15 protein-coding genes and 7 pseudogenes are annotated in these 21,985 nt (G+C 55.6%); 10 read left to right on the top strand and 12 right to left on the bottom strand.

The annotated features are described in order from the left end of the window. From JFT80_RS01235 to JFT80_RS01260, 6 genes and pseudogenes are all read left to right on the top strand, one after another. The coding region (locus JFT80_RS01235) for an acyl-CoA dehydrogenase (protein WP_201146647.1) at nucleotides 1-1,337 on the top strand (1,337 nt) is incomplete at its 5' end. 371 nt (nucleotides 1,338-1,708) lie between these two features. Continuing rightward, nucleotides 1,709-2,537: pseudogene (locus JFT80_RS01240) on the top strand (p-hydroxycinnamoyl CoA hydratase/lyase). Between the two features lie 210 nt (nucleotides 2,538-2,747). Continuing rightward, nucleotides 2,748-4,216 (top strand): annotated as a pseudogene (locus JFT80_RS01245) (aldehyde dehydrogenase family protein). 102 nt (nucleotides 4,217-4,318) lie between these two features. Further along, the gene (locus tag JFT80_RS25270; RefSeq protein ID WP_201146648.1) at nucleotides 4,319-4,507 is read left to right on the top strand and encodes a TetR/AcrR family transcriptional regulator; all 189 of its coding nucleotides are present in this window, start codon (nucleotides 4,319-4,321) and stop codon (nucleotides 4,505-4,507) included. Beyond that, nucleotides 4,495-4,917, top strand: coding sequence for a hypothetical protein (locus tag JFT80_RS01255; RefSeq protein ID WP_201146649.1), 423 nt, complete (start codon nucleotides 4,495-4,497; stop codon nucleotides 4,915-4,917). The genes JFT80_RS25270 and JFT80_RS01255 overlap by 13 nt, the downstream gene beginning before the upstream one ends. A gap of 157 nt (nucleotides 4,918-5,074) precedes the next feature. Then, on the top strand, nucleotides 5,075-5,545 hold the full coding sequence (locus JFT80_RS01260; protein ID WP_201146650.1) for a MarR family winged helix-turn-helix transcriptional regulator: 471 nt from the start codon (nucleotides 5,075-5,077) through the stop codon (nucleotides 5,543-5,545). Nucleotides 5,546-5,627: 82 nt separating this feature from the next. Here the strand turns inward: JFT80_RS01260 and JFT80_RS01265 are convergent. The 8 genes and pseudogenes from JFT80_RS01265 to JFT80_RS01305 form a co-directional block, all read right to left on the bottom strand. Continuing rightward, nucleotides 5,628-6,020, bottom strand: a pseudogene (locus tag JFT80_RS01265) (aldehyde dehydrogenase family protein); the annotation flags it as partial. A 188-nt stretch (nucleotides 6,021-6,208) separates the two neighbouring features. Beyond that, nucleotides 6,209-7,428: pseudogene (locus tag JFT80_RS01270) on the bottom strand (OprD family porin). Nucleotides 7,429-7,576: 148 nt separating this feature from the next. After that, nucleotides 7,577-8,071: an FAD-dependent monooxygenase gene (locus JFT80_RS24700; protein ID WP_201146651.1), complete on the bottom strand. Its 495-nt coding sequence runs from the start codon at nucleotides 8,069-8,071 to the stop codon at nucleotides 7,577-7,579. Further along, nucleotides 8,013-8,861: an FAD-dependent monooxygenase gene (locus tag JFT80_RS24705; RefSeq protein ID WP_307833032.1), complete on the bottom strand. Its 849-nt coding sequence runs from the start codon at nucleotides 8,859-8,861 to the stop codon at nucleotides 8,013-8,015. The genes JFT80_RS24700 and JFT80_RS24705 overlap by 59 nt, the downstream gene beginning before the upstream one ends. After that, nucleotides 8,746-9,603 carry a fumarylacetoacetate hydrolase family protein gene (locus JFT80_RS01285; RefSeq protein ID WP_201146653.1) on the bottom strand — a complete coding sequence of 286 codons (858 nt, stop codon included), beginning with the start codon at nucleotides 9,601-9,603 and terminating at the stop codon, nucleotides 8,746-8,748. The genes JFT80_RS24705 and JFT80_RS01285 overlap by 116 nt, the downstream gene beginning before the upstream one ends. Beyond that, complete coding sequence (locus tag JFT80_RS01290; protein WP_201146654.1) at nucleotides 9,600-10,646, bottom strand: cupin domain-containing protein; 1,047 nt, start codon at nucleotides 10,644-10,646, stop codon at nucleotides 9,600-9,602. Before JFT80_RS01290 ends, JFT80_RS01285 begins: the two co-directional genes overlap by 4 nt. An 18-nt stretch (nucleotides 10,647-10,664) precedes the next feature. After that, a pseudogene (locus tag JFT80_RS01295) lies at nucleotides 10,665-11,746 on the bottom strand (MFS transporter); the annotation flags it as partial. Between the two features lie 11 nt (nucleotides 11,747-11,757). Beyond that, complete coding sequence (locus JFT80_RS01305; protein WP_201146656.1) at nucleotides 11,758-12,051, bottom strand: hypothetical protein; 294 nt, start codon at nucleotides 12,049-12,051, stop codon at nucleotides 11,758-11,760. A 181-nt stretch (nucleotides 12,052-12,232) separates the two neighbouring features. Between JFT80_RS01305 and JFT80_RS01310 the strand changes: the two genes are divergently transcribed. Further along, nucleotides 12,233-13,060 (top strand): IclR family transcriptional regulator, encoded by an 828-nt coding sequence (locus tag JFT80_RS01310; protein WP_201146657.1) that lies wholly within the window; start codon nucleotides 12,233-12,235, stop codon nucleotides 13,058-13,060. 17 nt (nucleotides 13,061-13,077) lie between these two features. Here the strand turns inward: JFT80_RS01310 and leuD are convergent, their stop codons facing one another. From leuD to JFT80_RS01330, 4 genes and pseudogenes are all read right to left on the bottom strand, one after another. Continuing rightward, nucleotides 13,078-13,722: a 3-isopropylmalate dehydratase small subunit gene (leuD, locus tag JFT80_RS01315; RefSeq protein WP_201146658.1), complete on the bottom strand. Its 645-nt coding sequence runs from the start codon at nucleotides 13,720-13,722 to the stop codon at nucleotides 13,078-13,080. Between the two features lie 5 nt (nucleotides 13,723-13,727). Next, nucleotides 13,728-15,140 (bottom strand): 3-isopropylmalate dehydratase large subunit, encoded by a 1,413-nt coding sequence (gene leuC, locus JFT80_RS01320; protein WP_201146659.1) that lies wholly within the window; start codon nucleotides 15,138-15,140, stop codon nucleotides 13,728-13,730. 269 nt (nucleotides 15,141-15,409) lie between these two features. Continuing rightward, complete coding sequence (locus JFT80_RS01325; protein WP_307833033.1) at nucleotides 15,410-16,840, bottom strand: aldehyde dehydrogenase family protein; 1,431 nt, start codon at nucleotides 16,838-16,840, stop codon at nucleotides 15,410-15,412. Next, nucleotides 16,765-18,754, bottom strand: a pseudogene (locus tag JFT80_RS01330) (FUSC family protein). The gene JFT80_RS01325 and the pseudogene JFT80_RS01330 overlap by 76 nt, the downstream one beginning before the upstream one ends. 310 nt (nucleotides 18,755-19,064) lie before the next feature. Between JFT80_RS01330 and JFT80_RS01335 the strand changes: the two are divergent. The 3 genes and pseudogenes from JFT80_RS01335 to JFT80_RS01345 all read left to right on the top strand — a co-directional run. Beyond that, a pseudogene (locus tag JFT80_RS01335) lies at nucleotides 19,065-20,195 on the top strand (MFS transporter); the annotation flags it as partial. 99 nt (nucleotides 20,196-20,294) lie between these two features. Continuing rightward, entirely contained in the window at nucleotides 20,295-21,146 is an 852-nt protein-coding gene (locus JFT80_RS01340) for a fumarylacetoacetate hydrolase family protein (protein ID WP_201146691.1), read from the top strand. A 1-nt stretch (nucleotide 21,147) separates the two neighbouring features. Further along, nucleotides 21,148-21,969 (top strand): IclR family transcriptional regulator, encoded by an 822-nt coding sequence (locus tag JFT80_RS01345; protein WP_201146662.1) that lies wholly within the window; start codon nucleotides 21,148-21,150, stop codon nucleotides 21,967-21,969. The last annotated feature ends 16 nt before the right edge of the window (nucleotides 21,970-21,985 follow it).

The raw sequence follows: 21,985 nt of genomic DNA on the forward strand, positions 1-21,985 counted from the left end.
CTCCAGAGTGGCTTCGCCGACGTTACCTCCCAGGTATCGTCAGTGGCGAATTACTCCCTACGATGTGCCTTAGCGAGCCACAAGCCGGTAGCGATGTCGGACTGCTGCGCACACGGGCCGAGCCAAATGACGACGGCAGTCATCGAATCAGTGGCAACAAAATATTCGCCTCTGGCGGCGAGCACGATCTAACCGACAATATTCTCCACCTCGTACTCGCCCGCTTGCCTGATGCTCCCGCCGGCAGTCGCGGCATCTCGTTATTCGTGGTACCCAAACGGCTGGATGACGGAAGCCACAACGCCGTTTACTGCGATGGCATCGAGCACAAGATGGGCATTCGCGCGAGCGCGACATGCACCCTTCGTTTTGAAGGCGCCTGTGGCTGGCTGCTGGGTCACGCACACCAAGGCCTCGCAGCCATGTTCGTGATGATGAATTCGGCACGGCTTTACGTTGGCATGCAGGGGCTTGGTCATACCGAGGCCGCTTGGCAGAGCGCCATGAGCTATGCCGCCGAACGGCGGCAGATGCGCGCTTTGAAGCGACCCGCTGGGTCAATGGCGGCGGAGGCAGACCCCATTCACTACCACCCTGCCATGCGTCACACACTGCTCTCCCTGCGAACACAGAGCGAGGGCATGCGCATGCTTGGTTATTGGGTTGCCCATCTACTGGACCAATCCGAATACGCAGCCGATCAAGAACAGCGCAGGCAAAGCACTGAACTCGCAACGTTGCTCACACCGCTGGTCAAGGCGTACTTCACAGAACAAGGCTTTCAGCAGGCAAGCGCCGCACTGCAGGTATTCGGTGGCTATGGCTATAGCCAGGAATACCCGATCGAGCAGACCTTACGAGACAGCCGTATCGCCATGATTTATGAGGGTACCAACGAGATTCAGGCCAATGACCTGCTGCTGCGCAAAGTGCTGCGCAACCCTTGCGCCACCCTGCCCACCCTGATGGCCTTGTATCGAACTGAAGCGTCAATGGCTGTAGAAAATCCAGCATGGCGCGACGGCGCAGAATCCTTGATTGAGCAGTGCGACCAACTTGAACGGAGCGTCGAGGACATTCGCGCGGCAGAGGCCCGGGATCCCGAGGCGCCGTACCGAAGTGCGGGTGACTTCCTTCAGTGGCTGGCCGTGCTGAGCCTGGGGTACGTTTGGCTGCGCGCAGCGCGCGTGAGTCAGGGACGCGAGGACGATCCAATCCATTCAAGCAAGCAGGAGTCAGCCCGTTACTTCTTAAGTTTTTGCCTACCCAAGGCCAGACACCATGCCGCCATGGTGAAGATCGCTCTAGAGGTAACGCTGCCCTTCCTGAGGGACTGACTAAAGATCGCCGGCCGGACTCTAACCCTGCCGGCACGCTGGGATGCATTCTTCGCGCCCACCCTTGCCCCGTTCTGACGGCGATTTGTGATGGCGCGCACCCACAACAAATTAACTCTATTAACCAATAAAAAGAATAAACCATCAAAATATCGCCGTCCTTCGACAAGCAAAATCGGCGTGTATTTTTTGAAAACTCCATAAAGCCCTAGCAATAATGGCCAATCACTCGCCTCTCAATCGAGTTGACGCTACGTTTCCTGCGAGCCTCGTTGAGCATCCCTGAAAAAAATATCAATATTAGTTAATTGACATAACTATTTTGGAAGGCTAGCTTTCACCTACCATTCACACAAACACAGGTTGTCCTGATGAATAACTACGAAGGTCGTTGGCAGACAGTAAAGGTTGAGCTGGAAGCAGGCATTGCCTGGGTCATTCTTAATCGCCCGGAAAAACGCAATGCAATGAGCCCAACGCTTAACCGTGAGATGGCCGACGTATTGCAGGTGCTGGAGCAGGACCCTGACGCGGGAGTCCTGGTGCTCACTGGGGCCGGGGAAGCCTGGACAGCCGGGATGGACCTCAAGGAATACTTTCGCGAGGTGGACGCCGGCCCGGAAATACTCCAGGAAAAATCCGTCGCGAAGCCTCCTACTGGCAGTGGAAGCTGCTACGCATGTACAGCAAACCCACTATCGCGATGGTCAACGGCTGGTGTTTCGGCGGCGGGTTCAGCCCACTGGTGGCATGCGACCTGGCCATTTGCGCCGACGAGGCCACCTTTGGTCTTTCCGAAATCAACTGGGGGATCCCACCCGGCAACCTGGTGAGCAAAGCCATGGCCGATACCTGCGGTCACCGCGAATCCCTGTACTACATCATGACCGGCAAAACCTTCACCGGGCAGAAAGCTGCTGCCATGGGCCTGGTAAACCAGAGTGTGCCTTTGGCGCAACTGCGTGAAACCACCATCGAACTGGCCAACAACCTGCTGGAAAAAATCCGGTGGTGCTTCGCGCTGCGAAGATCGGCTTCAAACGTTGCCGCGAACTGACCTGGGAGCAGAGCGAGGACTACCTGTATGCCAAGCTCGATCAATCGCGCTTGCTCGACAAAGAGGGTGGTCGTGAGCAAGGCATGAAGCAGTTTCTGGATGACAAAAGCATCAAACCTGGCCTGCAAACCTACAAGCGATAACCGCAGAAATCGACAGCGCGCTCCATACCAAATTCACGTACGAAAGACGTAGTTATGGGGCAATCCCGCGCGCCGCTTGCCGATCATTCAACGCCTCGTTTACTGAGCAACTCCTGCAAAAAATCCTGAGTCCGCTCAGGATTCACATTCAAATAAAAGCATTCAGTGCGGTGTGTCCTGCACCGCGTAAAAGGAGACGAATTTGCCCCCCTGCAGCCTCCACCTTATGCCGTTTCCGACCACCAGTACATTGATGGAAAATGGCGCCCAGGTCGTTCCACGCGCATGCTCCATGACGTTGATCCCTTCACCGGCAGCCCACTGCTAAGCATGCCCATGGCGTCCATCGCAGACGTCAACGATGCTTACACCGCCGCCCATCATGCACAGTCCAGCTGGGCACGCACCGCCCCTGCACAGAAGGCTGCACTGCTGAACAACCTGGCTCGTGTCATCGAGTCTCGCGCAGCGGAAATCACCTCATGGTTGGTGAGGGAATCCGGCAGTACACGTATCAAGGCGAGCTTCGAGTGCCATACCACTCTCAAACTGGTACGTGAATGTGCGGCGATGCCGTTTCAAGTGGAAGGGCGAATTCTGACCAGTCACAAACCCGGCGAGCAGAGTTTCGTATTCCGCGAGCCTCTGGGTGTCGTTGGTGTTATCAGCCCCTGGAACTTCCCGTTGTACTTGAGCATGCGCTCGGTCGTGCCAGCGATAGCGCTGGGCAATAGCGTTGTGCTCAAACCGGCCAGCGACACCGCCGTTACCGGTGGCCTGTTGATAGCCCATCTCTTTGAAGAGGCGGGCTTTCCGGCGGGCGTATTGAACGTGATTGTCGGCGCCGGCTCGGAGATTGGCGATGCCTTCGTCGAACACCCGACCCCCAGCTTTATTTCGTTCACCGGTTCTACGGACGTTGGTCGCAACGTTGGCAGAATTGCCACCGGCGGAAAATACATCAAACGAATTGCGTTGGAGCTCGGCGGCAACAGCCCACTTGTCGTACTCGACGACGCAGACATAGAAATTGCCGCGCATGCCGCGGTGGTCGGGCGCTTCCTTCACCAAGGCCAGATCTGCATGAGCGTTAACCGGGTGATCGTTGCCCGTTCGCTCTACCCCGAGTTCGCGGCACTGGTCACCGAGCGCGTCAGCAAGTTAAAGATGGGCGACCCGGACCAGGCTGACACCGTGATTGGTCCCGTGATAAACCAAGCCCAACTGGATGGCCTGCTGCGCAAAGTTGCCAATGCGCAAAGCACCGGCCTCAAACAATTGGTGGGGGCTCGCCCTCCGGTCTCGTACTCCCACCTCACGTTTTCGGTGACGTGCCGGCTGACCATGAGCTCGCCATGGAAGAGACCTTTGGCCCCATCCTTCCTATCCTTATCGCCAACGATGAACAGCACGCGCTGGCCCTCGCCAATGCGGGCGACTATGGCCTTTCAAGCGCGGTCTTCACCAAGGATATGGCGCGCGGCCTGGAATTCGCTCGCCAAATTGTCGCCGGCATGACTCACATCAACGACATCACCGTCGACGATCAACCCAATGCGCCGTTCGGGGGCGAGAAGAACTCCGGACTGGGACGGTTCAACGGGCATTACGCCCTGGATGAATTCACTCGCGCGCACTGGGTCACGTGGCAACCCGGAGGCCACCACTACCCCTTCTAAGGTGACAGAGTAAACAGGGCGAAGCCGCCGCCGGACGGCCCCGGCGGTGGGTACGCAGAAGCGCATGACAGACTCAAATGACTCTCGTATCGGGATACACCTGTGAACCAAGCACTTACGCTGCAGCCAATTGCTGGCACTCGAGAAAGACTGCTCCATACCGCGCTGGAATGCTTCAGTACGCACGGTTACCAATCGACGAGCCTGCGCGATCTCGCTTCCCTGGTGGGTGTCCAGCCGGGCTCCTCTACAACCATATCGAGAACAAACAGAGCTTGTTGTTCGAGCTGATGGAACAGGCGATGAATGACCTTCTTCATCGGACAAGGCTCAGCTTGAAAGGTAAAAGGACCGCGCTGTCGGAGCTTAGGCTGTTCGTCCAGACCTTCGTGACTTTCCAATCAAGCGATGCCAGAAAGCTCACTCTGATTGATCGAGAAATCTTCAATCTCTCTTCAACACAACAAGCGCGCATTACCGCTCTGCGCAATGAATACGCCCAGTCCCTTGTGTCCATCATAAACGCCGTGGCCGGGGCGAGTTTTTCGAAAAGCAGAACAGTGGTCTTGGCTCGAGCAGTCATCGGAATGCTGCAAAGCGTTGCTCCTGGCGGCGAGGAAGACATCAGCGTTTCACCCATGGAGCTTATTGATGAACTCACCCACATAATCATCGGCGCAATCAGAGCAGCAAACCGCTGAAACACGATCTGCTATTTCCGGCCCGCGCAAAGCTGGCCGCCCACAGCGGGAACTACCGCCTTGAGACGATAACCCCCGCCATATTTTAACGATGATTGGGAAGGCAACTGAAAAATCATTAGAATCGTTAACCGTTCGATCCAAACAGGACTACCCCATGCTGCAAAAGCGCAAAGCCACGCCTGAACCGGCTCTCCCAGAGAAACTCGACAGTTCTCTGAACAATTTGGTGGGCTACATGATGCGGCGCGTGCAGATGAAGATCACCCAGGACTTATCCAACAGCCTCGAAGAGCACGACATCCGCCCCGTCCAGTTCACAGCGCTGACCATCATTGATCAGTCACCTGGATTGATGCAGGCCGATTTAGCCAAAGCCCTGGCTATCGAGCCCCCGCAGGCAGTGCTGATGGTCAATAAGCTGGAGGCGCGCAGCCTTGCCATGCGCGTGCGCAGCAATCCCGACAAGCGCTCGTATGGTTTGTTTCTCAGCAAGGCTGGCGAGCAGTTGCTTAAAAAACTTCGGGAAGTCGCCATGCAAAGCGATATTAACGCTACTGCTGCACTCACGAGTGACGAGCGAGAAGTGCTTTTGACATTGCTCAACAAGTTGTATATCGAGCAGTAAAAGATCGAAACGTTGACTGATAAAAAATGCCCCGAACATGCGGGACATTTTCATTTACTACACAACCCTCCTGCAGACGCCGTTAAAACGGATATGCACGACGCTTGTGTTGCACCGAAATCCAGTGATCGCTGGTCAACTCAGCGATGATCCAATCGCTATTGAATCGCCCAATACCACTGTTTTTCTCGCCGCCGAACATGTTATTCGGATCATCGTTCACCGAGATGTCGTTGATGTGCGTCATGCCGGCCTCGATTTGCTGCGCAAAGCGCAAGCCTCGGCCTTCGTCTTTGGTGAATACCGCCGAAGAAAGCCCAAACTCTGTCTGGTTCGCCAGCTCCAGTGCGTGAGCCTCATCGCGAACCGTGATGATCGGTGCCACCGGGCAAAACTGCTCGGCCTGGGCCAGGTCGCTCATGTTGTCCATATTTACGAAGACGTGCGGTGGCAGGACCTGCCCATTGCCGCGCCCCCCACAGCATCTCGATACTCGGCCTTTGCTCCAATCTTTAACGGGGTCACGGTACCCACAGCCATGACTGCTCGCTTAAGTCAAATAGACGATTGAGTAATTTCACCGCCTTCCTCGGCAGAACTAAGTCAGGTGAACGCGAATGGGGAGGAGGTTCAACACGGGATACGTCTACTGATCGGCCAACGCTACAAAAGCTTCCAGGTGTAACTAAGGACGACGCGATACTCATCAATATCAGTTCTGTAATTAGAGCGCGCTACGGCATCGCGAAGCCTGATACCCAACCCCTTGACAGGCCCGCTCTGGAAAACATAAGACATATCGATGTCGCGTTCACTATCTTTACCTTCATAGCCGCGCCCCGTCTCAACATTGTTCCCTGTCACGTATCGCGTCGAAAACAGCAATCCCGGGATCCCCGCTGCCGCGAAGTCGTAGTCGTAACGCACTTGGTAGGACACCTCGTCTTTCGATGAGAAGTCATACGTAGGCAGTTCGTTGGCCAAGGGCGCTATGTTGGCGAACACTCGGGGGAACGCGGTATCGCCGTACATCTTTTGATACCCTATAGTCACCGTATGGCCAGACCGTGCCACCCCGAGGGTGCCATACAAAGCGCGGTTATCGACTTGACCTATTAGATGATCTCCGTCTTCAACAGCATCAAACTGTGCCAACGTACCGAATAATGACCAGCGCCCCAATGACTGTTTGTGCTTAATGCCAGCATAGCTTTGTCGGTAAATATCTTCCAGCTGAGCGTACCAACCACTGACGGTGGTTCGTGACTCGTTGAAACTGTAGTCACCCCCATATAATTGAAGGCATCGCTGGACGCGGTGCGTTGCGGAACATAGCCCAACATAGCGATCAGCTTTTCGTCCCCGGCTTCATTTCGAAGGCTGGTCGATTTAATACGCCCGCCTTGAAGGGTCAGTCCAGTAAGCTCGCTACTGGAAAAAGAGGTTCCTTCATAGGAAGGTGGAAGTAGACGAATATCGCTGAAGGGCAAGACGGGAATGTCGGGTTGAAGTTCACCCAGCCTCAGCTCGGTTTTAGAAAATCTGGCTTTTAAGGTTGGCCCTACGCGACTGTAATCATCGGCAGGTGCGCCGCTATCCTTGATAGGCAACAAGCCCGTCCCTACCCTTCCAGGGCCACTATCGAGTTTGAGGCCCAGTGTGGCAACTGCATCAATGCCAAATCCGATCGTACCTGGTGTATAACCTGATTTGAAATTCAGAATGAAGCCTTGAGCCCACTCTTCTGCCTTGGGTTTCTCGGCCCCGCGTATGTCTAAATAGTTGCGTTGAAAGTAGTAATTTCTGGCCTGAAGTGTAGCGGTTGAATCTTTGAAAAAATCGGAATCCTCAGACCATGCCGAGCCTGACGCACAAAAATACAGTACCGCGGACCACAGAAGTGGCGGGCAAGTTTTGTTGTTCACGATTTTCACCCTTTTTATTTTTATAGAATGATCATTGCTGACAGCAGAAAGCGACGATCAACACGGCCACTTGAGCACATTGAATAATTGATCGTCACTGGATGCTCTAAATTATCGCGTCATATAACCAGGAAAGTCCGGCATATGCTTGTTCAGGGGTGCGAGCGGTAAGCATACCGTTACGCAGTTCGGCTACCACTCCTTCGGCATGGTAGAACTCCCCATGAACACGTGCCATGACCTGGCAACGGCCAGTGCGAAGATATCTTCGAGCCTGATAGGCCTTGAAAGCTGACTCAAAATCACCCTGACACTTTTCAATTTCCTGTGCGAGTACCACGCCATCTTCCATCGCCATACATGCTCCTTGTGCAAGGTATTGCAGCATGGGGTGCGCTGCATCGCCCAGAAGCGTGGTACGTCCCTGACTCCAGTTTTTCACGGGTTCACGATCGCACAATACCCACATCCGCCAGCTTTCAATTTTGGACAGTAGCGTTTGTACGGTGTCACACGTACCGGCAAACCGACGACGTAATTCTTCAGGGTCGCCCTCGGTGTTCCAGCCCTCTACATAGCGATCGCTGTGGAAGACTGCCACCAGGTTGAACAGCTTTCCGCCTCGAAGCGGGTACTGGACCAGGTGGGACTTTGGCCCCCCAAAGAATCATCGAGTTACGTCGAAACTCAAGCGGCACGTCCTCAATGGGCAACACCGCCCGGTACGCAATGTGCCCGGAGACCACAGGCGCACCGTCGCCGACAATTTTCTCTCTGACTTTCGACCAGAGCCCATCTGCACCAATCAGTGCGCAACCCCGAATGGTTTCACCTTGGTCGGTAGTCACGCACACAGACAGGCCATCGTCTTCGTAGCCCACCACTCTAGTGGCGATCCTGAATTCGACATCAGCGGACTCGCGACACGCGGCCAGAAGAACCGAATGCAGGTCCGCACGATGCACCAAGGCGTAGGGATATTTGAAGCGTTCCCGAAACTCTGCGCCTGTCGGGATGGTGGTAACCACCTCCGCGCTGACACTGTCCATGAATATCAAATCATCGGGCAACACGGTCAGTTCGCGTACCTGATCAGCGACGCCGAGCGTCTCCAACACGCGAAAACCGTTAGGGCCCACCTGGATCCCCGCACCGACTTCGCGAAACTCTTCGGCCTGTTCGATCAAGAGCGTTTTGAAGCCTTTATGTGAGAGTGCCAGCGCTGCTGCCAGACCGCCAATGCCCCCCCAATGATTACAATCGGGTGTTGTAGGTTCATGACGACACAACCTCGACAACAATTTCACCGATCCCTTCAATTCGTGCTTTGATCTGGTCACCGTGAACAATGGGGCCCACACCTTCGGGCGTTCCGGTGTACAACAAATCACCCGGTTCAAGTGTGTAATAGGTCGAGGCGAATTCGATCAGCTCTGCCACGTTCATGATCAAATCCCGAGTATTGGCGTGCTGGCGTTTCTCACCATTAACCTCCAGTAGCAACTCCAAGCCCTGCGGGTCGCTGAGCTCATCAGCCGTGACAAGCCATGGCCCCAACACCGAGTAAGTGTCCAACGATTTGCGCAAGCTTCGCTCTTCGGGTCCGCGGATCGTGATGTCCAGGCCAATGCTGTATCCGGCAACATAGGCCAATGCGTCCTTTGCCTTCACATCCTTGGCACGCTTGCCAATAACAGCGACTAGCTCGATTTCGTGATCGGTACGGCGTTCTGGAAGATTAATCACAATCGGCTTACTGACACCGATCAGCGAGCTGGTGGCTTTCAGGAAGAGGCCCGTCTCCTGGATTTTGCGGACATTCGCACGTGTAAACGTCTCCGTATCTGCGATGGCTTCATCAAGGTGAGCCTGATAGTTGACCGGTGCAGCCACAATTTTTCCTGGGTTACCGACGGGGCTAAGCAACTCGACATCGCTTAATTTGAAGACCGCTGCGCTTCCCTTTGCCAGGGAGATTTCGGGACATAGCTCGGCCAGGTTAGCGATCAGCAGGTCATGGCGTGGAAACGGATAACGGGCAGGCGACAAAATACGCAGAGCCTGGGAAACGTCATAGATAATGTCGCCCTCGATCAGGCCCAAACGGTTATCGTTAAACAGACAAATTTTCATGGTTTTTCTCCTGTTGTAGTAGTTGCGCTCGGATTGATTTCGCTGCGCCAAAATCCGAGGTGTTCTTGCAGCGGTCGATCGGAAAAACTGAACAGCACACATTGCTCGTCCGCCTCAAAACAGCGCCATGCCCAACCCGGAACGACAAACACGTCGTCCTTGCAGGCTGTCCACGTTTCGTCACCGATCTGAACGCGCAGGCTGCCTTCAACGACGCAGCAAACAGCTCCGTCGGTTTCACGAAACCTCGTGCCCTTAAACCCAGCAGGGAACATCTGCATAAACGCACCCATCGAGCGAATCGGGGACAGCCCATTGGTTGGGTTGGTAAACATCAGTTTGAAACCGTTACATGCGTCCCACTCATCGACTAGCGACAACTGTTCAAGCGCCGCACGTGTGCGCGAATAGGGGTAGTGAAAAAGCGGGCTGACGGGGCCGCCGTGGGTGTCGCCTACAGGTCTCAGGCCAGCGGCGAATCGCGCATTGGAGTCGCCTGTCGGACGTGTCAGGGCCTGACGTAGATTCGGGTCATCAGCAGAGAAACCGGCGTTGAGCATTTGCACAACAGGCACATCCAGGCCGTCCAGCCACATAACAGGTTCCGTGCCCTGCGCCCCATGGTCGTGAAAAACGTTCGTGGGCGTGATGACAAAGTCACCCGGGCTCATCAGCACCTTTTCGCCATGCACGGTGGTGAAGCCGCCATCGCCACTTAAAATCAGTCTTAGCGCAGACGCGGTGTGGCGATGACTGGGGGCGACCTCCCCTGGCAGGATCATTTGGATTCCCGCGTATAGGGATGATGTTATCTGCGACTTGCCCCGAAACTTAGGATTTTCCAGCACAAGCACGCGGCGCTCCGCATCTTCGGCGGAGATAACTTCACAGGCCATTTTCATATTTTGGCGAATGGTTTCGGCACGCCAGATCACCGGATCAGCCGTCTGCTTTGGCTCGCGTGGGGTGAGCCCGCGCAACACCTCCCAGAGAGGTGTCATGTTGTCGTGGGCAATGTGTTCTCTAAAGGCATCGTTACTCACAAGTATCTCCTTACCTATCTATCGAGCTTCGTTCAACGGTGCATCGCTGGGGACTTGAAATGCGGTCCGTGCGATGTGGCGACGGACCAGGGCCAGCGCGACAAAAAGAATCAAAATCATGGCCGCAATAAAACCGAAGAACCGAGTACCCGTACTGGCAAGGATCCAAGGCCCGATGAAGGCACTCAACACCGCGCCCAGCCTTCCAAAGGCTGCGGGCAAGCCAACTCCACTTGCACGCATTGAGGTAGGAAACATCTGCGCTGCCAGAACAAACAGGATGGCTTGAGTACCCGGCACACAGAGTCCAAGCAGCAGCAAGCTCGCGATAATGATCGGAAGAGTGTTCGCTGCTGGTTGAAGCGGCGTCACCATCAGCACCGCACAACATGTCAACGCACCCGCGGCCATGCAGAGCATCGTTTTGCGCGAACCAAAGCGAGTGAACAGCCAGCCGCCGCCGACTCCCCCAATCAATCCGCCAAGACTAAATACAGCCATACTTGCGCTTGACAGACTGACGCTGTATCCCGCTTCGACAAACAGAGAAGGCGACCAGGTAAACATGAGATAGCTAGACAGAATTACAGTAAAAAACGCGACCGCCAGAATCCAGGTATCTCGGGCGTATTCACTGGCGAGTAACGCTTGCACGGAGGCTTTCTCTACCGCAGCTTTTTCTCCGCTGTCCGTCACCGTTGTCGTCGGCGACACCGCATGCCCCAATCGCCGAATGATGGCCAAACAGGCGACCGGTTTGACGTTACGTGCCACCAAAAATCTCAACGATTCCGGCACCCAAATGACCAACGCCAACGCGACGAATAACGGACCACAGCCGGCGATCACAAAAAAGTACGCCATCCAAGTGCGGGAAGAATTTGCGCGCCCAGCAAGCCGACGACAATGCCTCCAAAGGGCAGCGCGCTCATACCGATGGCCAGTGCCAGACTGCGCCGCCGTACAGGGGTGTACTCAGCCAGCATTGCCGTGACATTAGGCATGGCAGCTCCCATGCCCAGTGACGCGATAACTCGGCATACCCCCAGGAACATCACGTCATCGGCGAACGCTCCCAATAAAGTCATTAGACCGAAAGTGATAGAGGACCCTACCAGCGTCCACTTTCTCCCGATGCGGTCTCCCAGGATGCCCCCGCCGCTGTACCCAGTGCCATTGCGATAAAACTAAACCCTAGAAGGGGTGCGAAGGCCGAGCGGCTAATACCCCATTCGGATGAAATCGTGGAAAGCGAAAGGCTCAGCACCTGTGCATCTACGCCATCGAACACCATGACCAGGGCGACCAGAAAAAGAATCCGCTTCTGATACGACGTCCACTTCCCGTGATCGAGAATCGGCGCTACGTCGATCTCTGGACGCGATGGCTGCGTGAGCTGGCTCATGTGGAATCCTCACACCTCAAGGTGTTTTTGTATGATTTGTTGTAATGCGATAATTATGTTTATTTTGATCAAGGTCAACAGATTTATCCTATAGCGCTATTTTTGTTTTTAGAGCGCTGACAGCCACGGTTGCCTGTAAAGTGCCTGACTATGGCAAGCGGACCGTTCTAAGGGGTTTGAGTTGAAAACGCAGCACGTCACCCACACGTCAGAAATGAAAGCCTTAGCTGCCCAAGACGCCAAAGGAAGCTCCCAGGACCGCTTGATGCGCTTGCTTGAGCTGTTCAGCGGGGATACCAAAAACGACTGGTCTGTGGATGAAGCGGCCGTGGAATTGGGGCTATCGGCTAGCCATACTTACCGCTACTTCCGAACGCTGTCGGTTGCCGGGTACATCAGCGCATTCACGCCTGGGCGTTATGTTCTGGGCCCTGCAATCATCGCGCTGGATAGAAAAATGAGGGTGGGTGATCCGATGATCCAATCCGCAAGGTTGGTCATGGGAGAGATGCTTGATGCAGCCCCGTCCGGGAGCATTGCCATTCTATGCAGGTACTTCCGGGGGCAAGTCATGTGCGTACACGAGGAGTTCACCACGCGTTTCAAGCAGGACATTAGCTACGAACGCGGGCTTCCAAGACCTCTGTACCAAGGTGCAGCCTCAAAGGTCATCCTGGCGCATCTTCCGCTGCGGCAAGTCAAACCATACTATGAAGCGTGGATGGCCGAGTTTGATCGGTTTGGCCTTGGCATTGACTGGGCGCAAGTCAAACAAACCCTGCGCACGCTGAGAAACGAGCCGGCAGTTATAACTTCAGGCGAGTTAGGCAATAGCGCCGCCGGTATTTCTGCCGCTATTTTCGACGACAAAAGGGTTATTGGGAGCATTAGTTTAGTGATACCTGTTGTCGAGGCCTCACATGAAACCAAGACGCGACTAGCGCCACTTGTGGCCCAAGCCGGCGCCGTGATGACTCAAAAAATGACAGCACTGGCCTCCTCTGTCTGATGAATCGCGCCGCAGGGTTACCCGTCTTGAAATAACCAGGGCTCGGTGGTGCGTCGCATGCTCTCGTACAGGCGCACAGCATCAGCATGCGTCAGCGACAGGCTGATTTCATCAAGGCCGAGAATGAGGCAATTTTTGCGGAATGCATCGATTTCAAAATGATGAACGACTCCACTAGGCTGGACAATCGTTTGGGCAGCGAGATCGACCACCAGTCGCAGAGGTACATCGCTGGTCGCAAGTGTAAAAAGGTGATCAACTTCATCTTTGGTCAATACAATGGGAAGCACACCGTTCTTGAGGCAATTTCCATAAAAAATATCAGCAAAACTGGTGCTGATCAGAGCTTTGATTCCGAAGTCGCGCAATGCCCATGGAGCGTGCTCGCGGCTGGAACCGCATCCGAAGTTATCTCGACACAAGAGGATCTCGGCTGACCGAAACCTCGGCTGATTGAGCACGAATTGCAGGTTGATGGGGCGAATTGAGCAATCGTCGCCTGGCTGCCCTTCGTCTAGATAACGCCAGTTATCAAAAAGATAATCCCCATAGCCAAACTTGCTGATCGACTTCATAAATTGCTTTGGCAAAATGGCATCGGTATCAACATTAATACGATCAAGCGGCGCGACCACCGCGCAAAACTGTTTGAATGCTTTCACTACGTTTATCTCCGTTTCCCAGACGCGGTCAGATCCACAAAGTGCCCCGCTAAAGCAGCCGCCGCTGCCATCACCGGACTAACGAGGTGCGTTCTGCCGCCCTGCCCCTGACGACCTTCGAAATTTCGATTTGAAGTCGATGCACAACGCTCCCCCGGTAGCAGCCGATCGTCATTCATGCCTAGACACATGGAACAACCGGGCTCACGCCACTCGAAGCCGGCGTCAATAAAAATCCTGTCCAGCCCCTCTGCTTCTGCCATGGATTTAACCAAGCCCGAGCCAGGCACCACCAACGCTTGTTTGATCCGAGACGAGACTTTGCGACCCTCCACCACCTGGGCGGCCGCGCGCAGGTCCTCCAAGCGCGCATTGGTGCACGACCCTATGAACACTTTATCCAGCTCAATTGAAACAATCGCGGTACCAGCCTCCAGCCCCATGTAGTCGAGGGCACGAACCAGTGCCTGGCGCTTGGCTGGGTCTTCTTCGCTCGAGGGATCTGGCACCTCGTCTAATACACCACACACCATTTGCGGAGACGTCCCCCAGGAAACTTGAGGCGTAATCGTCGCTGCATCAAGGTAAACAACCTCTTCGAAGACCGCTCCGGGGTCACTATGAAGTGTTCGCCAAAACGCACTGGAGGCTTCCCATGCTCCACCTCTCGGCGCGTGAGGGCGACCGTGCAGATAGGTTAACGTGACCTCGTCTACGCCAATCAGCCCGACGCGAGCTCCGGCTTCGATGGCCATATTGCAAAGGGTCATGCGCGCTTCCATGGACAAGCCACGAACCGTACTGCCTGTAAACTCGATGGCATGGCCGGTGGCTCCTGCTGTACCTATCTTGCTAATCAAGCTGAGTGCCAGGTCTTTGGCAGTCACAAAAGGTGGCAATACGCCGTCGATCTGGACGCTCATGGACGCCATGGGTGACACACGAAGGCATTGAGTCGCGAGTACATGCTCGATTTCAGAGGTGCCTATACCAAATGCCAAGGCAGCAAAAGCACCATGGGTACTGGTATGTGAGTCGCCACATACGATAGTCATACCGGGCAGGCTGGCGCCTAATTCAGGCGCGATGACGTGCAGAATCCCCTGCCCTTTTTCACCCATCCTGAAGTGGCGCAAATCCAATTCATCACAGTTGCGTTCCAGTGTCTGAACCTGAATTTTTGCTACAGGATCTTGGATGCCCACGTCCAAGTCCTTGGTTGGCACGTTGTGGTCGGAGGTAGCAATTATCGTGGCGCTCCGCCATGGACTGAGGCCAGCAACCGATAAACCCTCAAAGGCTTGAGGGCTTGTTACCTCATTAATCAAGTGGAGGTCTATGTAGAGCACCGCAGAGCCGTCCGGATCATGGCGGACGACGTGGGTTTCCCAGAGTTTCTGCAGAAGGGTTTTGGCCACGCCTGGTATCTCCTGTAAGGCTGAACATTTCAATTGTCGTCAACCTGAGCATTCGGAGACGGCCTATCCGGCACATTAACACCTACTTTTATCGCATCGCGATATTTTTGTTGTTTTGAAGGTTCCCCAAGAGGCAAACTCTTGACGGTTACAGTGTTAGCAAATTCCTTTTCATGAAGAAAAAAAACGTCTGCCCGTCATGGAAAAACTGTTAAAAAATGCCCCGAAAAATTCAGGGCACTGATCCGAAAGGCATGCTGCAGCTGCAGTTAAAACGGATAATCGCGACGCTTGTGCTGCACCGAAATCCAGTGATCGCTGGTCAACTCAGCGATGATCCAATCGCTATTGAATCGCCCAATACCGCTGTTTTTCTCGCCGCCGAACATGTTGTTCGGATCATCGTTCACCGAGATGTCGTTGATGTGCGTCATGCCGGCCTCGATTTGCTGCGCAAAGCGTAAGCCTCGGCCTTCGTCTTTGGTGAATACCGCCGAAGAAAGCCCAAACTCTGTCTGGTTCGCCAGCTCCAGCGCGTGAGCTTCATCGCGAGCCGTGATGATCGGTGCCACCGGGCAAAACTGCTCGGCCTGGGCCAGGTCGCTCATGTTGTCCACATTTACGAAGACGTGCGGTGGCAGGACCTGCCCCATCGCCGCGCCACCCAACAGCATCTCGATACCCTCGGCCTTAGCCGCTTCTATCCGGGCAACTGCGCCCTCCAACTGGCGACGGTTGATCAGCGGGCCAATGACTGTATCTGCAAGGTCAGGATCGCCGACTTTCAACTGGCGAACGCGCTCGACAAACGCTTCGACGAAATCCTTTTGCAACGAGGCGTCGACGATAATCCGGTTACTGCTCATGCAGATTTGACCTTGGTGCAGGAAGCGCCCCACAACGGCGGCGTGCACCGCCAGATCGAGGTCCGCGTCATCAAGCACCACGCAGGGAGCATTCCCACCCAACTCCAACCCGACTCGCTTGAGTGTCGGACCTGTTACTGCCAAAGCGCCAATGTGCCGCCCGACCCGAGTCGATCCCGTGAAAGAGATGAATTTTGGAATCGGGTGCAGGGTAAAGGCATCACCCAAATCAGCCACATCGCCGACGACTACGTTCAAAACTCCCGGCGGAAAACCGGCCTCCTCGTAAATTTTCGCCAACAGCAAGCCGCCGGTCACCGGCGTATCGTCGGCAGGCTTCACGACGACGGCGTTACCGAGTGCCAGTGCGGGTGCGATAGACCGGTTGGATAGATGCATCGGCCAGTTCCACGGACTGATAACCCCGACCACACCCAGTGGTTTACGGTAAACGCGGCTTTCTTTATTGGGGGTGTCGATTGGCAGAATGCGACCGACGACTCTCGAAGGCATGGCCGCCGCCGTGATCATGGTTGAACGCACAGCCGACCATTCAATCTCGGCTTTAGTACGCGTGCTGCCTGACTCTCGAATCAACCAGTCGACAATTTCTTCGTGCCTGGCTTCCAGCACGTTAACGGCTCGCATGAACAACGCAGCACGCTCATTAGGTAACGTCTGCGCCCACGCTTTCTGCGCGGTTGCTGCCGCCTGGTAGGCGTCGTCGAGGTCGCTGGCATCACCCAGAGAAAGCTCGGTCAGCAGCGCGTTGTCGTAAGGGTTGCGATTCTCCAGGACCTTGCGCGTACTTCCGGAGCGCCAGGCGCCCGCGATGTATTGGCCTGTAAAGTTTTGCCACGGTGATGGGCGGTCAGACATGGGTGTTCTCCGGTTGATTCAAAATAGGTCAGCGCCAGTTTTCGTTTTGGTTGCCGACCTGGAAGTCGCGAGGCTCGCCAAGTGCTGGCGCAGTACGCGGGGGGGCTGTTGGTCGGTACGGTGGTTAGCAAGAAGCTGGGCAGTCGCTGCGCATTCGAACGCAGCAATGAGCCGTGGAGATGCCTTTTTTCAAGGCTGATCAGCCTTGTCAGAAGATCAATGACTTGATCATGAATGTGCGCCCGAGCAGGTGTAGGTGCATCCGGGATCTTCAGTGTGAGACGCGCAATGCGCTTGCACAGGCGCTTGCACAGGTAGCCTGGCGAGGAAGGAACCAGCCATCGGTAGGTCAGCACGGCAGTGAATACTCCGCCCAGAATTGCCAACATCTGCAACAGAAGATGTTCAAGGGAGGTGTCCACCTGTAATCCCGGTTGAGCGATTAACAAAAAGGTCATGTTCAGGTCGATCGCCAGTTTTGCTGTACCGGGCCGAGCCATGAGCAACGCTCCGAGCATCAAAAACGGTGCGATAACCAAGGCCAGCTCCCACACCGTCCCCACTTCGGGCAACAGCCAGAAGCGGCAGATCACACCAAGAACGGCGCCAGCGGTCGAGCCAACAAGCACGTCTTTTAACGCCGCACTGGCGTGGCTATGGCTGGAGAACAGCGAGGCGAACAACACGGCCGTCATGACCATCATTGGACCGTCTGACCAACCCAGGCCCCACCACATTGCGGTGGCGATGGACATCGCAATCAAGGGTCTGGAGCCCGCGAGGCATGTTGCGTGCCAGTCGCGCTGTTGAGTTGATTGCAACGCTTCCCTGCCAGGCGTCTTCACAAGCATTCAACGCTGCAAAGACGCGTTGTAACTTTTCAACGAACAGCGTTCCTGCGGCGAGGTTTTCAGTGTTTTTGTGGACCTCATTGATCACCGCGAGCACCATTGCAGCTGCCGATTCTGGATGAGTTGCTACCAACAAGTCAGAGGGAAATCGGAGTTTTTCGCCAACATCGAAACGGCTACTTACGAGCAAATCGACAAGCGCGCCCAGCGCGTCGCGAGTGCGACAGACCCGTAAACGCATTGTTCGAGAACCTGCAGCAATTTCATCCAGGCACAGATCAAGCGCTGCTAATTCCTGCAACAGCGCACTAAAACTTTTGGCATCGTGTGCAGTGCCTGCCTGCAACCTTTTGAGGCTGTAGCGAACACTGGCCACAATCAGCGCATCGAGTCGGTTGTACACGGATTCCAGGGACGCGGACTTGCCTGTAAACGTCCATGAAAAACAAGCTGAAGCCAACACGCCGATGACGGTGCAATAGATTCTGCCAAGGGCCAGGTCCACATCGAGCACGGGGTCCTGAATACCAAACAGCGCGACGATCGCTGCGGTGTATCCTGCCAGCACAAAACCGTAATTTCGAAAATGTCGAAACAGGTTTCCATACCCGGCGCACGCTGCGATCCAGGCTGCCAGTGCGAGCATTAGCCAGTGCTGCTGATCAAAGAACACCGTCAGCAAAAGTCCGCCTGCCATGGCTCCCACCACCGTACCGATCAGGCGCGCGCCGATGCGTTCGATCAAGAGGCCTCGCGTAGGTTGCGCCACCAGCCAGACTGTCATCGCAGCCCACCAAGGATGGTGCAGGTCTAGCATTTGAGCGATGACCAGCGCCAAGAGGGCTGCAGTGGTGGTGTGCAGACTGAAAATAAGTGCTGACCGAGAAGGCCACTGAAGCCCGGGCTGCATGCCAAAACGGCCAATCAAGCGACCGAATGATTGAGTGATCCACTTATTCATTTGATGAACTGACATCCGCAGCCTGATGAAAGAAACGCAGCCGCACGCGGCTCTCATAGCCCTGGTGCATGCCGCCGAGGACCCAAAAATACCATATTTCCTGCTATTTGGGATTTTGGTTAATTTTATCTTTACAGGATTTTTGCTTCGTAATAGATTTAGCCTCAGTCAAGGGCACCTGCCTGCCCAGACAATAAAAACAATAAGAGGCCAGTTCATGCACACGCCTACACCCAGCAATATCCTCTGCGACATAGTGGACGCCCACCCTGTCAGCCGGCTGCAATGGGAGGTGCTCGCCCTCTGCGTACTGGTTGCAGTGCTTGACGGATTCGACACCCAGATCGTCGGATTTCTGGTGACTGCCATGGCGTCAACCTTGAACGTGACGCCACAAGCCCTGGCCCCGGTGTTTGCAGCGGGTTTATTTGGTTTGATGCTCGGCGCACTGCTACTGGCCCCTATGGCGGATCGCTTGGGGCGCAAGAGAATTCTGGTGTTGTCGATCCTGCTGTTCGGCACATTCGCGTTACTGACCGCTTTTGTTAACAACGTCTCGCAACTGCTCGTCGTGCGCTTCCTGACCGGCATAGGCCTCGGCGGGGCAATCCCCAACCTGGTGGCGCTGATCTCTGAATACAGCCCGCGACGTTACTCGCGCAGTGCCGTCACGCTGCTGTTCTGTGGCATGCCACTCGGTGCCATGCTGGCTGGCGTGACGGTTGACCAACTCCTCCCTACCTGGGGCTGGGAAAACCTTTTCCTGATCGGTGGCGCGCTGCCCTTGTTGGTCGCCGGTGTCGTGGTATGGCGGCTTCCAGAATCGGTTGAGTTCCTCAGTCGCAAGCCCGGCAGTCGTACTGCCCTCAGCGCTATCATCAAGCGGCTCGCACCCGACCTCGCAGAACTGCCCGCCAGCCTTGGGCAGCTGCGCCAACAGGCAACCTCCTCGACTTCCCTGAACCGTCTTTTCACAGATGGCATGTGGCGCCGCACCCTGCTGCTCTGGCTGCCGTATGCCATGAACTTGCTGATTTTGTACTTCATCATGAGCTGGATCCCGACGCTGCTGGTGGCCGCTCATGCACCACTGAGCATGGGCATTCGCGCGATCATTCTCTTCAGCCTGGGAGGCGTAATCGGTTCAGTCATACAGGGCTGGATGATGAACCGCTGGGGCTCGGTCAACGTGCTGACCATCGAGTTCATGGGCTACTTGGTGATCGTCTTGGCGCTCAGCCAATTGCCTGTTTCGCTTTATTCGCTTTTCCCCGCGATGTTGTTGCTGGGTATTTTTGTGCAGGGCGCGCAGGCAGGTCTTAACGCTTTGGCCGCCGAGTTGTACCCGCAGGAAATACGCTCCACAGGCATCGGCTGGGCACTTGGCGTCGGGCGAGTGGGGTCCATTACAGGGCCCGTTTGCGGCGGTTTGATGCTGGCAGCCGGCTGGGTTTTGTCAGAGATCCTCAGCGCAGCGTTGATCCCGGGAGTCATCGCGCTGACGGCAATCACCTTGCTGCGGCTTGACCCCGCCAGCAAGCCACAACCCACCCCTCACAGTCTGTTTCTCATCATTGATGCAATCAGAGGCATACCCATGAAAATCGCAAGCTTCGTTTACCAGAACCGTTCCACGTACGGCATTGTTGAAGGGGACCACGTCATTGACCTGGAATCGCTCAAGCCACACCTGGGTGCAGACCTCAAGGAAGCCATCACGCGCAATCGACTGAGCGAGCTGGGGGCTGATGCGCTGAAAGACCTTCCCCGCCTGGCATTGATTGAAATCACCTTTTTGCCGGTTATTGCCAACCCTGGAAAAGTGCTCTGCATCGGGATCAACTACGCCACGCATGTGCGCGAGACTGGTCGGGACATGCCAACCTACCCGATGATTTTCACCCGCTTTGCCGATAGCCAGACGGCACATCTGCAGCCCATCGTTCGCCCAACCGTTTCCCACAAGCTTGACTTCGAAGGTGAGCTGGCCGTGGTGATCGGCAAGACCGCTCGCCACGTCAAACCGGAAGACGCCTTGGACTACGTCGCCGGCTATGCCTGCTACAACGACGGCAGCGTACGTGATTGGCAGAAGCACACCATCCAGTTTGTTCCAGGGAAGAACTTCCCGGCCACCGGTGGGTTCGGCCCATGGATGGTCACCAGCGATGAGATCGTCGACCCGCAGGACCTGGAACTGACGACTCGCTTGAACGGTGAAGTGATGCAACACACGCGCACCAGCGACATGATTTTCGATGTGCGCAAGTTGATCGAGTACTGCACCGCGTTCACTGAATTGGCCCCTGGAGACGTCATCGTCAGCGGCACCACCGGCGGCGTTGGTGCATTCCGCGAGCCACCCGTCTGGATGAAGCCGGGCGATATCGTCGAAATCGAAATCGAGCGCATTGGTATCCTGCGCAACAGTATTGTAGACGAGCGCTGACATGCAAAGACCGTTTGACTCCGAAGACACCACCGAGCACCTGGCAGACAGCAAAGGCTCCAGCCTGGAGCGGATGCTTCGAATCCTCGACCTGTTCACCGAGCACCATCCCATCTGGACGGTCGACGGGATGGGAAATGCGCTGGGGTTCACACGCTCCACTGCCTACCGTTATGTACGCGAACTGGCCGAGGCCAACTTGCTGTTTCAGGTGGAGGCCGGTCGCTATGCGCTGGGCGCGAGAATCATTACCTGGGATCGCCAACTGCGCGTCAGTGATCCGTTGGTACGCGCGGCGCACTCCCTGGAGTCGACCTTTCCGCAATGGGGTGCCGAGCAAGCCTGGTTGGTGTGTCGGCTGTTCAAGGATCAAGTGGTCTGCGTGCATCAAACCGGCAACCTTTCCAATCAAGTGAGCTACTCGCGAGGATCGCCAAGACCTTTATTCATGGGGGCGACCTCTAAAGCGATCCTCGCCAACATGGGCTCACGGCATCAAAGCCAACTGTTTCTGGAAAACCCGAGTGACATCGAGTCCAGCAACCTTGGCAAGACGTGGGAGGTGTTCCGGCGCTCGCTCCAACGCTTGCGCCGCCAGGGATATGTGCTGAGCACCAGCGAAGTCGATGCTGACGTCTTCGGCCTCGCGGCCCCCATATTCGATGGCGACGGCAAAGTGGTGGGCAGCATCAGTTGCGTGCGCCCTACCTCGCAACGCGACAGCGAACAGGATGAAGTTCAAGGGCAGCAAATCCTCGCCCTTGCCGACAATCTTTCACAACTCATGACCGCGCTGGCGCACAGACCAGAAGTACTGGACTGACCAGCCCGGCGGTCAC

Source organism: Pseudomonas sp. TH10, from assembly GCF_016651255.1.
In the GTDB taxonomy this organism is placed as follows: domain Bacteria; phylum Pseudomonadota; class Gammaproteobacteria; order Pseudomonadales; family Pseudomonadaceae; genus Aquipseudomonas.